Here is a 13785-nt window from a genome sequence, read left to right as displayed (position 1 = left end):
CAAAAACGCAAATCACAGGCAACACAAACCGGGCAACACGCAACAGAAAACTAAAGCTTACATCGAAAAGTCGGGTGTTATATTGACTTTCGCTTATCTTTCCCAGGGCCGTATGGCTGGCTGAGTAGAATGTAGCACCTTGTGAAGCACAGGTTGCTAAGACATCGCAGGGTCTAATCCCTCCGTCTTTCTCCATAAGCAATGCAAAGGTGCATAATAAAGCGGTAAAATGCAATAGTTGTTTAACCCTTCAATCTGTATGCTGCGTAAATTTATGTGTACAAAAAAAGCCGCCTTTTGCAGGCAGCTTTTAATAACAGATGTTTTGCGGGGTTATTATCTTCTGCTGCCGAATAAACGCATCATCGATGTAAACAAGTTTATAAACGTAGTGTAAAGCACAAATGCCCCCATAATTACCAGTTTTTTTGACTCGGCGCTTCCGTACTCAAGTCCGGCACCAATTCTTTTCAGCATTTGCATGTAGTAAGCGGTTAAACCAACCATCAATACAACAAATACAAAGCTAAGTACATAGCTAATTTGTGGGCTATGTAAAAGGAAATTAACCATACCTACTGCAAACGCASCGAAAAATATGATGGTTAAAATCGAGCCAAATTTAGTTAAATCCATAGTTGTAAAATATCCGGCAACAGCCATTATACAAAAAACTACTGCGGCACAAATAAATATGGTAAATATTGATGTTGCCGTATAAATAAGGCCAAAAATGCTGAGGCTTATGCCCACCGAAGCAGCATAGGCAATAAACAGGAATAAAACAACCGGATATGATAACCTATTAAGACCGAAGCTTATAATAAATGAAAAAGCAACCGGTGCAAATATGGAAACATAACCTAAAGTTGAAAATCCACCTCTTTCCTGGTCAACGATCAGGTTCATCAGGCTGGGGTTAATGAAGAATTCGAAAGCGAAAAAAGCAGAAATGCCTAATGCTATAAACATCCATGCAAATACTTTACCCAAATATTTACGGGATGCGTCGTCTTCTGTTAATTGTATTACGTTTTTGTAAACGTATTCAGGATCTTTAGTTTCCATTTTTTTTAAATAAATCTTATACGAATTTAGGAATAATAAGTGAATATATTGTGAAGGAAGGATGCAAGTGGTTTGCAGCAGGTGGCTATTTTTTTAGTTTGTGGGCTGCTTACTACATTAAGCTGAAAGCGACGCATAAAAACCTCGGCTATCAAACCTTTTTTTGTCTTGATACTTGATACTAATTACTTGATACTACCAACTACTTGCTAATTTCTTTCTTCGTTTCCTTCTTCAGATGTCCCTGCAATTGCGGATTTTGAGGGGGAAGATTTTTAACTTCTCTTTCAACCTCGGTTTGTTGAATAGAAACCGCGTAGTCTGCCGGCTCAATGCTGCTGCCAATAGCTTCGGCGTATACCTGGGTAAATTCGGCGCCGATGTATAATATGGCCGATGTATAGTAGATCCAAACCAAAATAACAATAATGGAACCCGCCGCCCCGTAAGCGGAACCCTGGGCTGTATACTGAATATAAAGGCTGATGATGTACTGACCAAGCATAAAAAGTAAGGCCGTGAAAAATGCACCGGATCGCACATCTTTCCATTTGATCTTCACATCGGGTAAAAACTTAAAAATGATACCAAACAAAGTTGTTATCACTATAAGAGTGAGCGCCAGGTTAACCGCTTTTAACAGGAACCCCGTTACAATTGGTATAAAACGTTCAATCTTACCCTTTAAGGCATCAAGTATAAGGTTTATTGTGAGTGTTGCTAATAGCAAAAAACCAAGGCTTATAATTAGTGAAAAGGATACAAAACGGTTTTTTAATAAGTGGACCCAGTCGCGTTTAGGTTTGGCTTTCACCCGCCATATGGTATTTAGTGAGTCCTGTATCTCAATAAAAATACTACTGGCGCCCAGCAGCAAGGTAACTACACCAATTATCACAGCTATCCCCGTTTTGCCCGAAAGCGCCAGGTGTTTTAATATATCCTGAATTTGTAAGGCCGGCCCGGTACCGACATAGTGAGCTATCTGTGGGTACAATTTGTCTGTAGCTGCATCCCGCCCAAAAACCAGGCTGGCTACCGATATTATTATAATTAGCAAAGGCGCTATAGAAAATACGGTATAGTAGGCTAAAGAGGCGCTTAGTTTTAAACCATTATCGCTGCCAAATCCTTTAAATGTTGCAACTAATACCTTCCAAAGTTGTTTTAAATATTCGGTGCTTAAAAATTTCATCCTCATTTTTTTATTGTACTCCTTAACCCCCTTTTGCTATGCAATTTTAATGCCTTTAATCAATTATAGTTAAAACCTGCCTGCTATAAGGCTGTAAAGGGGATATCAAGCAATTGGTAATTAGGCCATTCGTTAAAATCATAATGCCACCATTCACTTTTTAGTACAGTAAACCCATGTGCCTGCATCATTGTTTTAAGTAACTCCCGGTTAGCCGTTTGTAACGGAGTAGCCCCGGTATAATTTGCCGCAGCCTTATCGCTAAAACTATCAAAGCCGGTTGGCATATCCAGGTCTTTCCCTGTTTTCAGGTCAATCAGTGTAAGGTCGATAGCGCAGCCTCGGTTATGCCTGGAGCCAAGCCTGGGATTGGCCACAAAATTAGTATCAGGAGTCAGTTCGTAAAATTGTACGGTGACCGGGTAAGGTCGATAGGCATCAAAAACCTTTAACCCTAATCCATGTGTTTGCAGTTCTTGCGCTACTTTTTGCAGGGCTTTAACTACCGGCAGGCGTGCATATGCTTTAGCTTGCCTATATATACGCCTGTGCACAAAGTTATGGGTGGTAGCATAACGGAGATCCAATTTTATAGCCGGAATATATTTAACGATTTCTACAAGCTGCTTATCCGGATTGGTTTTTACCTGCCTTTTATAATTTGCTATGCCGCATATCCGGGTACTGTCAATATACTTGTAATGCTGTGCTTTAGCGGTGCCACCTGTTATATACAGTAATAACACAATGATAAGGCAACGCTTCATAAAAAGCTTAGCGGTTTGATACAATAAGCAGATCAAGATCTTTACACGGGATAGAAAAACGATCGCCGATATGCTTATTGGTGAGGTGCCCCTGGTAAATATAAACCGAATTACGCACGCCCGATTTTTGCCATATCACATTTTTGATGCCTCCGTGTTCGCCAATATCCAGCAGGATAGGTGCAAAAATATTGGTAAGCGCATAGGTAGCCGTACGAGCAACCCTTGAAGCTATATTAGGCACACAATAGTGGATTACATCATGCTTGCGAAACACAGGGTGAGTATGGTTGGTAACCTCAGATGTTTCAAAGCAGCCTCCCTGATCAATACTTACATCTATAATTACCGAATCGCGCTTCATACGGCTAACGGTTGTTTCTGATATAATGCAGGGGCTGCGGCCATCCTCTGCGCGCATGGCACCGATAGCAACATCGCAGGTAGTAATTGCTTTTTCCAATACAATGGGTTGCACTACAGATGTAAAAACCCGGCTGCCAATATTGTTTTGCAACCTGCGTAGCTTATATATCGATGGGTCAAAAACCTTTACTTCGGCACCTAATGATATGGCGGTACGCGCGGCGTATTCGCCTACTGTACCGGCACCTAATATCACAATCTCTGTAGGCGGAACACCAGTAATACCGCCCAGCATCAGGCCTTTGCCTTCAAAAACGTTACTTAAATATTCGGCCGCTATCAATATGGATGTCGCTCCTACAATTTCACTCATGGCCCTCACAACGCTCAGGGATCCGCCCTCATCACGCAAATGCTCAAAGCATAGCGCGGTTATTTTTTTATTCATAAGGGCATGCAGACACTCGGCCTTAAGCGTAGCCATTTGCAGAGCCGAGAGCAGGATCTGTCCGGGCTTCATGAGCTCTATCTCCTTCAGCATAGGAGGGGCAATTTTGATGATGATATCCGCCTCGTAAACCGCTTTGGTATCATAAACAATTTGGGCGCCCTGTTCGCTGTAATCCTTGTCGCTAAAATTGGCTGCCTGCCCGGCATTACTTTCCAGTATTACGTGGTGGCCATTATTTACAAGCAGCGCTACCGAAAGCGGTGTTAAAGGAACTCTGTTTTCCTGAAAGGAGATTTCCTTTGGAATGCCGATATAGAGCTTGTTTTTTTTGCTTTTTACCTCCAGCATCGACTCCTGAGGTTGCATCATTGCCTGCTTGGCGACATCCGAAAACCCGCTGTATATCCCTGAACTCATGTATGTGTTATTTTCTGGCAGATGAAGATAAGAAAAAAGGACCTATCCTAAAACTAAATATTTTCTATGTTTATCTGCCTTGCCCCATCATCCAAAACCTTTAGACTAATATTGGCATAATGCGGCGGCAGCAGATCTGGTATTTTCTCCGGCCACTCAATAAAACAGTAGGCGCCATCGTAAAAGTATTCTTCGTAACCCATATCCAATGCTTCGGTTTGATCTTTAAGGCGATAGAAATCAAAATGATATATTTTCCCCGTTGCCGTATGATACTCGTTAACAATAGAAAACGTGGGGCTGGTAACGGTATCTGTTGTGCCTAAAGTTGCGCATAACTGCTTAATAAGTGTAGTTTTACCGGCACCCATATCCCCATAAAAAAGGAATATTTTGTTGTTGCCTGTATGCTCAAGAATAGCTTCGGCTGCGCCGGGTAAGTTTGATATAGATTGAATGATTAGTTGCACTATGAAATTTTTATTTAAACTACCAGTCTTTGCGAACGCAGTGTGGCAATCGAAGCTTTTCATAGCGAACCTGCACAGTTCGCGATTGCTTCGTCGTTCCTCCTCGCAATGACATAGTAGAAGATTATCCAAAAATACTCAAAATACTTAAGCCAATAAGAAAGTCCTGCCAGTTATTACCGGCAGGACTTTCTAAACCAAAGGAATTATCTTATGATTTCTTCCCGGTATTAAATCCAAAAGGAACAACTACTTTAAAGCTGACATTGCGCCCCATATTGAATATACCCGGACGCACGCCGGCAGGTACTGTTGGGTTATCAAAATACTTTAACCTGCTCATGTTTGATTGATAATTAACATTGGCAAGATTGGTACCCTCAATAAACAATTTAATAACCGGCTGGCCTGCTTTGTTTACAATGTTGCCACCAAAACCGGCGCTTAACAGGTTATAACCAGGGGTTGCAGTTTCGGTACCATAAGCTGCAAAATAACGATTTTGAGCGCTGTAGTGGTCAAAGCCAGCAAAAACGTACAGGTTTTTAAAGTTGCCAAAGCCGCCGTTAAATGTTCCGCGCAGTTCTGAGTGGGTATGTAGCGGCGGGATGAATGGCAGGTATTTCAGGCTATCTGCAACGGGGCCGCCGTTGCCTTTGTTTTCGCCGTAGGTTAAGCTAAGGGCGTTTTCAAAGTGTAACCACGGTATTGGGTGCAAATCGACATTAACCTCGCCACCATAAATGCGCGCTTTGCTTTGTACATAAGTAAATGTAGTATAACCCTGGGTATAAACCGGGCTGCCATCAGGATTTAAAACCTGCTGCTGGTATATGTAGTTGGAGATATCATTATTAAACACCTCCACACTGGCCGATATATTTGGCAGTGTTAAAAAAGTGCCAAGGTCTTCCTGTAAGCTAAATTCTGGTTTGAAGTTTTTATCGCCGATGTGGTAGATCTGCGAGCCTGGGTCTGGCCCGTTGGCCGAGATCTCGGCAATACTTGGCGCCCTGAAACCACGTGAAATATTACCCTTTACCAGGAATGCATCGGAGATATTGTAAGTTGCCCCAAAGCTTCCCGAAGCGCCCCTGAAGGTTTTACTGAAAGCATCAAATTGCGAGGTAACATTTGATGTTGTAGTTGGATTAGGGCCGGTATACAATTGCGGAAAGCCGTTTGCGCCCAGGGTATCAACATAAGCAGCACTGCTATTGAACGACCGGTTATCATACCTTGCTCCCAGCGACAGATCAAGCTTGCCATAGCTTTTCTTCACTACGAAGAACGGACCTATATCAAACTGATGATAAGCCGGTATCGGAAAATCGGTAGCATCGCCAATAGTATTATTTTGGTACTGCCCATTAATGCCGATGCTGGTTTCATAATCATTACCGATGTTAAAGTTGTATTTAACATCATAGGTATAGGTAGTTAAATGCAGGTTCAACCCGGCAATATCCCCGGCTTCGGGATGTGTGTATTCGCGCCTGTGGCTGTATTGATAACCCAGGTTCACGATGAGGTTACCATCGCCCAGCCTGAAGTTACTGTTGTTATAAATGCGGTAAAGCTGTACATGCTGATGCAGTGTTGGGATCTTATAGGTGTTCAGCATAGATTCGGGAACAATTGGCCTGTAGGCATCATCCTCGGTAATCTGGCGGGTAAACTGGCGGGTAATTGAATCCCGGCTGCCATCGGGGATCGACTGTTCATCGTCAAATACAGATGCATGCAGATATGATGTTCCCCATGATTTATTTAAACCCACCATAATGCGGGCATCCTTTTCTTTATAGTTGGTACCATAAACGCGACCATCATGCTGATTCTGGTAATTTTTGGCTTCTTTGGCAGAAACAACTGTTCCCCATACAAAACCATTTTGATTGCCCTGTAACCGGAATGATCCATTCAGCAAACCCTGGTTGGTGCCATAAATTCCTTGTGCAGAGCCCGCTATTGTACCCTCGGGAACAGGCGATGGCGATATTAGGTTCACAACACCGCCAATAGCATCAGAACCATAAGTTAAGCTGGCCGGGCCTTTAATTACTTCCACACGGTCGATAGAGTTTTGATCTACTTCGATGCCGTGTTCATCCCCCCATTGCTGCCCCTCCTGGCGGATACCATCCATCAGGGTGATTACCCGGTTATAGCCCAGGCCATGTATAAAGGGCTTTGATACGTTTGGCCCGGTAGTAACTGCGCTTACGCCCGGCAGGGTAGCTATCTGGTCGATGATGTTACCCGAAGCAGCGCGCTGATCCAAATAAGTTTTCCCCACAGCTACCATAGGTACAGGACTGCGTTTTATTTCGGTGGCTTTGCTTACACCGGTGATAATAACCTCGCCCGCTTCAACCGAGGAGGTTTGCAGTTTTACATCAAATACAGTGGTTTTCGAAAAATCAACCCTTTGGTTTAATGTTGAATAACCAAGGTAGCTTACCTGTACAAGGTAAATGCCTTTAGGTATATTAGTAAATGCATACTTGCCATTTGCATCGGTAATAGCGCCTTTTCTTAAATCGGGAATTGCAACAGTTGCACCAATAATTGGCTTGCCATCGGCTTTGTCGGTAACTGTACCCGAAAGGGTTCCTACAGCATCCTCGGGCCTATTTTCAGGAATTGTGGTGGCAGCATCTGCCAAATGAGTAAAACCTATAAACAGCAATATTAAGAAGCTAATCAGCTTTAATTTCATAACGAATAAATTGTAGATCAATAAATACCGCTTATAAAACGGCTTTGTTTGTAAAAAATGATAACAGAATAAGTTTGTTACGAAATTACAGGAGGGGCCCTACCGGAGGCAAGCACAAGCGATATGCTTACAAAATTATAATCACAGGGTTTAAAAACACGCATTACTGCCTGTTGCGGAATTGCATATATAGGGTTGTCAATTACCGCGAAATTGTGGTGCATGGCATCGCACATATCGCATTTTTCCTTCACAGTTTGCTGTGGTGGATGATTGTTTGTTACCGATGCTGTTTTTGAGATGCCTTTTATAAGCTGGTGCTGGTGCGTATAAACCATATACTGACCTGCAATAAAGCAGATGAGCAACAGCCACGAATAAATAATATTTAATTTATTTTTCTTCACGCCTACAGCCTCTTATAAGGGGCGCCGCAAAAATAAGCAATAAAACGGGATAATTAATGCAACATTGTAACAATATCGGTAAGGCTTCATAGTAGCTTCATGCAATCAGGTCATACCAGGAACATTTTGACTTGATCAGTGAACCATCAACCGTGAACTAACCTTATATTTGCCAATATGAAACCTGCTGAAATTAATTTAAAGTGGAGTGCATTGCAGGACCGCATTGCCAAGGATTTTGATAACGAGAAACCCGATATAAAAGTAATGCTGTTTTTAATTGGCGTGCAGGAACTTGGCCAGGGGCCGCGTAAGTTCAGTAAACGCCAAAAGGAGGAGCTGATGCACATAGCCAATTGCAAGCTGATGAGCATGATGGGGTTTTATGAATTGGAAGGGCTTGACCAGGACGGCTGGCCACACTGGAAACGCATAAAAGTTATACCCAACTATACCTTGCTTGAGCAGGAAATGCTCATGAAATCATTGATCATCAGTTACTTTGAGGAGATGGATGTGATATAGTGCCTGCAACACACCGTTCATGCACCTTTGGGTTGTTTAACATGCACCAGCCGTACTCCTTTGGATGCCTTTGTGTATCCGTTGATTTTAGATTAACTCATTGGGAAAAAATGTAAAAAATATCTATTAAAATTCGTCAGCCAGTCAGGGGAAAATGGAGAAACAGGGTGTAACTATTTTTTAAATAATTCTGCTAATTTTATAATTCGGTCTATTCTGATTCTGACTACATATGAAAAAAATCTTTACGCTGAGTTTACTGGTATTAACCTTTGCAACGGCCTTTGCCAAACCACCTAAAAACCAGTACGTACGCGTTAGTACCAGTTACGGCAGTGTCATCATACGCCTGTACAATGAAACTCCTTTGCACCGCGATAATTTTATTAAGCTGGCCAAAAAAGGATTTTATAATGGTGTGCTGTTTCACCGGGTGATCCAAAACTTTATGATCCAGGGCGGCGATCCGGATTCTAAAGATCCTGTTAAAGCCAAACCTGGTGTCGAACTGGGCAACGGAGATGTTGGCTATACCATACCTGCCGAGTTCAAGGATAGTTTATTCCATAAACGCGGCGTGCTTGCTGCAGCCCGTGATGATAATCCTAAAAAAGCATCAAGCGGATGCCAGTTTTATATTGTGGAAGGCAAACGCCTTACCGATGCTAAAATGGATTCGTTGGAAAAGGGCCGTTTAAAAGGATTTAAAATACCTGCCTGGCAGCGCGAATATTATAAAACTGTTGGCGGCACGGCTCAATTAGATCATGGCTACACCGTGTTCGGCGAAGTAGTATCAGGCATAGACATGGTTGATCATATTGCAGCTGTTAAAACAGATAAAAATGATCGCCCGTTGCAGGATGTACCAATGACCGTTGATGTACTGAGTAAAAGGGAATGCAAGCAGCTGGATAAGCTTTTAAAGCTAAGCCCCCCGGCCCGCTAAGGGGAAGCGACATGTTTGAGATATAACTCTTCAATTATTACAGATATAATTAATATTACGCATAAAATATTTTAATAATTTAAATCAAAAATTCCCTCTTTAGGGGGTTAGGGAGCATGAAAATAATCACTTATAACGTTAATGGTATCCGGTCGGCAATCAACAAAAACTGGCTGGCCTGGCTGCAGGCTACCGATGCAGATGTAGTTTGCCTGCAGGAAATTAAAGCTACTCCTGATGTACTTACCGACCTGGGATTGGTAGATCAGCTGGGGTACAAACACTATTGGTTCCCGGCTGAAAAGAAGGGATATAGCGGCACTGCTATCTTCTGTAAACAAGCACCAAAACATATTGAATACGGTTGTGGTATTCCCGATTTTGACCGCGAGGGCCGTTGCATCCGGGTTGATTTTGAGGAGGTATCTGTTATGAGCGTATACTTTCCATCCGGCTCAAGCGGCGATGAGCGGCAGATATTTAAATATCGTTTTTTAGATGAGTTTGGCAAATACCTCACCCTGCTAAAAACAGAACACCCTAAATTGGTAGTATGCGGCGATTATAACATTTGCCATCGCCCTATTGATATCCATAATCCAAAATCAAATGCCAATTCATCCGGGTTTTTACCCGAAGAGCGCGAGTGGATGGAGAAATTCATTGAAGGAGGGTTTATTGATACCTTCCGCCACCTGAATAAAGAGCCGCATAATTATACCTGGTGGAGTTTCAGAGCCAATTCAAGGGCCAAAAACTTAGGCTGGCGTATTGATTATACCATGGTTAGTACCGAACTGGAAAACAACATCAAAAGAGCGTCGATATTACCGGAAGCAAGGCATTCCGATCATTGCCCGGTGCTGCTGGAGCTGGAGTTTTAGCCCCCCGGCCCCCTGAAGGGGGAGTTTATGAGCAGGAGGCTTAGTTCAAGTTTAACATGACTAGAGAGACAAAAAAAGGAGGTTTCGTTTTTAACGAAACCTCCTTTTTTTATAATATCTGCCTATAAACTCCCCCTTCAGGGGGCCGGGGGGCTACCCTTTTACTCTTTCAACATATGATCCGGTAGTGGTATCAACCTTTACCTTATCACCAATGTTAATGAATAGCGGTACGCGGATTTCGGCGCCGGTTTCAACGGTTGCATTTTTTAGGGCTCCGCTTGAGGTATCACCTTTAACAGCCGGCTCGGTATACGTAATTTCAAGCTCGGCAGAGCCTGGGATAGAACCCATAATAGGTTCGTCGCTTTCAAAAGCTACTATTACGTTCATCCCCTCTTTCAGGAATTTAACAGCTGGACCAAAAAGGGTTTTGGGTATGTTATGCTGATCATAAGTGGTGTTATCCATCACTACAAGCGCATCGCCATCTTCATATAAATATTGATAATCGTTGGTTTCAACACGGGCTATATCAACCTCTTCGTCGGTACGGAAACGGTACTCAACCAGCTTTCCCGATTTTACGTTACGCATACGCGCCTGGTAAAATGCACGCAAGTTACCTGGCGTGCGGTGTAAAAATTCTTCTACCTGTACTAACTCGCCGTTAAAGCGAAGCACATTTCCATTTTTAACATCTGATGCTTTGGCCATAAAATAATATTGAGGCGCAAAATTAGGGATTAGAATTGAAATGTAAGATATGGGATTTGAGATTTTTACCGGGAAGACAATCAATACATTACACCGGGTTTCCCGAATAAAGATCAAAGAAAAGTAGTCAGAAGTGCAGCGTCAGGAATTTGAGCTTTTAATTTTATCCCAAACTGTTGCGTTCGCAACAGGTGAAACAGTAAAAAATTCTATGGGTTTAATAATGACCAAATTATGAATTGTCATAAAATGAAAACCGCAACAAAACCGCAACAGCAGTGGGAAAGGAGCCAGGTGTCAAGAGGCAAGAATTAATGCATGGAGAATCATGCTCTATGCAAAAAATGAGATTTAAGCAGCCGCCAAACCGCAGCTATCTCAAATCTCACATCTCAAATCTACAAAGTAGCTATATCGATTACAAAACGGTACCGTACATCACCTTTTACCATGCGGGCATAGGCGGTATCGATATCTTTTATATCAATCATTTCAATGTCTGACACTATGTTATGTTCGGCACAAAAATCAAGCATTTCCTGGGTTTCGGCCAAACCGCCAATGCCCGATCCGGCAAGGCTTTTACGGCCGCCTAATAAGCTAAAAGCCTGAATGCTGGCTGGCTCTGGCGGCACACCCACACAAATCTGTACACCATTGGTTCTTAACAGCGACAGGTACATGTTAAAATCATGCGGCGCAGATACCGTATCCAGTATAAAATCGAAAGAGTTTTTGGCTGCTTCTATCTGTTGCGGATCGCTGGTAACTACAAAATGATGCGCGCCTAATGCTTTGGCATCGGCTTCTTTGCCTGGCGAAGTACTCAACACAGTAACTTCGGCACCAAAGGCTACGCCAAATTTAACACCCATGTGGCCCAATCCGCCTAATCCTAAAACTGCCAGCTTATGGCCTTTGCCAACTTTCCAGTGTCTAAGCGGGGAATAGGTGGTAATGCCGGCACATAACAATGGCGCGGTAGCGGCAAGATCAAGCTTATCTGAAATATGAAGCACAAAATCCTCATGAACAACAATACTGTTTGAGTAACCACCATAGGTTGGTGTTTTATGGTCCTGCTCTAAACCGTTGTAGGTTTGCGAGTTGCCGTTTAAGCAGTATTGCTCCAGGTCCTGCTTGCAGTTTTCACATACCCTGCACGAGTCAACCAGGCAGCCAGTACCGGCCAGGTCGCCAACCTTAAATTTTTTCACATGGTCGCCAACTTTAACCACCCGGCCAACAATTTCATGGCCAGGTACCATTGGGAAAATCCCAGGGAACCAATCGTTTTTAATCTGGTGCAGATCGCTGTGGCAAACACCACAAAATAAAATATCAAATTGCACATCATGCGGCCCCACGTCGCGACGCTCGAAGTCCCATGGCGCAAGGTTAGTGGTAGGCGACTGTGCCGCGTATCCTTTAACTGGTATCATAAGTAGTTTTAATTTTTGATTACCTAAAGGTACGTGAATAGATTTGAGATGCGAGGTATGAGATTTGAGATTTTGCCCGGAAGTTGCTGAATTATGACAATAGTATGCGGGGAATAAGATCAAATTTTTCGACAGGAACTATTTAAACTTCTGTCTCACATCTAATATCTCAGAAGCTGTTTAAATTTGATTTATTAAGTGTTCCATTTGAGTGCAGTGGAACACCCCGAACGCTTTGGAACACATTATGGCTGATTATCAAYAACTTAAGCTTTTTAAAAATCAACAAAAASCGGAACRCTTATGCRGCTGATAATCAACATTATAAACCCAAATATTAACTTGTGATTAAAATCAAGCTGACGGACTGTARTTCRATATCTGAATTTATCTCGCGCAAAGACGCTAARACGCAAAGTGATTTACTTCTTTTTTCTTTGTTRGTTAATTTCTATATAGTGTTCCTGTMTTCACTATAAATACACTTTTTTGAAGAAAAATCAATTTATATCGGGATATATAGAGCCGGATTAATTGGAAACTTATCATCCGCCTATCTAACAAATCCGGCTAATTTTAGCCTCAATTTAAGAGGCTTTCTAAATTTGATTTATTAATGTTTTTATACTTCTAATGAAGCACATCTCCATGCGTCATTGCGAGGTACGAAGCAATCCCCGCCTTACAGAGTCGCTTTGCAAATCCGACCTGCATAGTCGGGGATTGCTTCGTACCTCGCAATGACGGTCTGTTTTTTTATTTTTAAACAGCCTCTCACATTTAACTTTTGTAATCCGATATACTCAACCTATGCTTACAAAAGCCATATTCGTGTTCCTGGTTTGAGCATATGATGGTAAGCCGGCCTGTAGCAAATTGCTCAACAAGGCTTAAATACCAATCCACACCCTGGCTATCCAGGTTTGAGGTTGGCTCATCAAGCATCAGCATGGGGGTATCGGCACAAAAAGCCAGGATCAGTTTAAGACGCTGTTTCATGCCCGATGAAAAGTATTTAATAAGCTTGTTTTCGCTTTTGGGCAGGTTCAGCAATCCGATGAGTTGTTTTTTATCAACACCATTTTTATAGTTTTTAAACTTAAAATGGAAATCGACCATTTCACTCAGTGTAAACTCCTCAATCAGTTCAAGGTATGGTGCAGCAAGGCTTAAGTGATGGAATACTTTATCAATCTCGACCGGTTTCTCCTGGAAAACAAAATCAATAGTACCCGCAGATGGCGAAAGGCTGCCATTTAAAATCTGCAGCAAGGTAGATTTCCCCGATCCATTTGGCCCAAGTATGGCGTATGATTCGCCACTGGTAAAAGTATGGCTTATCCCCCTGAAGATCCAGTCGCGGTTAAAGCGGCGGCCAATGTTATTTAGGGTGATGGTCATTAAT

General features: G+C 42.5%; 13 protein-coding genes and 1 riboswitch. Of the genes, 3 read left to right on the top strand and 10 right to left on the bottom strand.

Going from position 1 to position 13785, the window contains the following annotated elements:
* Window positions 1-90 precede the first annotated feature (90 nt).
* A riboswitch (SAM riboswitch) is annotated at window positions 91-201 on the bottom strand.
* Between the two features lie 135 nt (window positions 202-336).
* The 7 genes from AC1DPZ_RS00065 to AC1DPZ_RS00035 all read right to left on the bottom strand — a co-directional run bounded on the left by AC1DPZ_RS00065 (window position 337) and on the right by AC1DPZ_RS00035 (window position 7863).
* Complete coding sequence (locus AC1DPZ_RS00065; protein WP_477400363.1) at window positions 337-1068, bottom strand: Bax inhibitor-1/YccA family protein; 732 nt, start codon at window positions 1066-1068, stop codon at window positions 337-339.
* 202 nt (window positions 1069-1270) lie between these two features.
* Window positions 1271-2263, bottom strand: coding sequence for a YihY/virulence factor BrkB family protein (locus AC1DPZ_RS00060; protein ID WP_477400361.1), 993 nt, complete (start codon window positions 2261-2263; stop codon window positions 1271-1273).
* Window positions 2264-2346: 83 nt separating this feature from the next.
* A complete protein-coding gene (locus AC1DPZ_RS00055; protein ID WP_477400360.1) occupies window positions 2347-3030 on the bottom strand; it encodes a M15 family metallopeptidase in 684 nt (227 codons plus the stop codon).
* 7 nt (window positions 3031-3037) lie between these two features.
* The gene (locus AC1DPZ_RS00050; RefSeq protein WP_477400359.1) at window positions 3038-4264 is read right to left on the bottom strand and encodes an alanine dehydrogenase; all 1227 of its coding nucleotides are present in this window, start codon (window positions 4262-4264) and stop codon (window positions 3038-3040) included.
* 53 nt (window positions 4265-4317) lie between these two features.
* On the bottom strand, window positions 4318-4734 hold the full coding sequence (tsaE, locus tag AC1DPZ_RS00045; protein ID WP_477400357.1) for a tRNA (adenosine(37)-N6)-threonylcarbamoyltransferase complex ATPase subunit type 1 TsaE: 417 nt from the start codon (window positions 4732-4734) through the stop codon (window positions 4318-4320).
* A 211-nt stretch (window positions 4735-4945) separates the two neighbouring features.
* The gene (locus AC1DPZ_RS00040; protein ID WP_477400356.1) at window positions 4946-7456 is read right to left on the bottom strand and encodes a TonB-dependent receptor; all 2511 of its coding nucleotides are present in this window, start codon (window positions 7454-7456) and stop codon (window positions 4946-4948) included.
* Window positions 7457-7533: 77 nt separating this feature from the next.
* Complete coding sequence (locus tag AC1DPZ_RS00035) at window positions 7534-7863, bottom strand: hypothetical protein (RefSeq protein WP_477400354.1); 330 nt, start codon at window positions 7861-7863, stop codon at window positions 7534-7536.
* Window positions 7864-8040: 177 nt separating this feature from the next.
* Here AC1DPZ_RS00035 and AC1DPZ_RS00030 point away from each other — a divergent pair, with 177 nt between their 5' ends.
* From AC1DPZ_RS00030 to AC1DPZ_RS00020, 3 genes are all read left to right on the top strand, one after another.
* Window positions 8041-8388 carry a hypothetical protein gene (locus AC1DPZ_RS00030; protein ID WP_477400353.1) on the top strand — a complete coding sequence of 116 codons (348 nt, stop codon included), beginning with the start codon at window positions 8041-8043 and terminating at the stop codon, window positions 8386-8388.
* 232 nt (window positions 8389-8620) lie between these two features.
* The gene (locus AC1DPZ_RS00025; RefSeq protein WP_477400351.1) at window positions 8621-9337 is read left to right on the top strand and encodes a peptidylprolyl isomerase; all 717 of its coding nucleotides are present in this window, start codon (window positions 8621-8623) and stop codon (window positions 9335-9337) included.
* A 116-nt stretch (window positions 9338-9453) separates the two neighbouring features.
* Window positions 9454-10221, top strand: coding sequence for an exodeoxyribonuclease III (locus AC1DPZ_RS00020; RefSeq protein WP_477400350.1), 768 nt, complete (start codon window positions 9454-9456; stop codon window positions 10219-10221).
* A gap of 153 nt (window positions 10222-10374) precedes the next feature.
* On the opposite strand, the gene efp is transcribed toward AC1DPZ_RS00020, so the two are convergent.
* The 3 genes from efp to AC1DPZ_RS00005 form a co-directional block, all read right to left on the bottom strand.
* Complete coding sequence (gene efp, locus AC1DPZ_RS00015) at window positions 10375-10938, bottom strand: elongation factor P (RefSeq protein ID WP_477400347.1); 564 nt, start codon at window positions 10936-10938, stop codon at window positions 10375-10377.
* Between the two features lie 398 nt (window positions 10939-11336).
* On the bottom strand, window positions 11337-12380 hold the full coding sequence (locus AC1DPZ_RS00010; protein ID WP_477400346.1) for an NAD(P)-dependent alcohol dehydrogenase: 1044 nt from the start codon (window positions 12378-12380) through the stop codon (window positions 11337-11339).
* A gap of 780 nt (window positions 12381-13160) precedes the next feature.
* Window positions 13161-13785 (bottom strand): ABC transporter ATP-binding protein (locus tag AC1DPZ_RS00005; protein WP_477400345.1); only part of this gene is annotated, 625 nt, incomplete at its 5' end.

It is taken from the genome of Mucilaginibacter sp. P4_G9, from assembly GCF_056400985.1.
The sequence above is the reverse complement of the archived record's forward strand: the minus strand, read 5'-3'. Positions and strand labels throughout refer to the sequence as shown.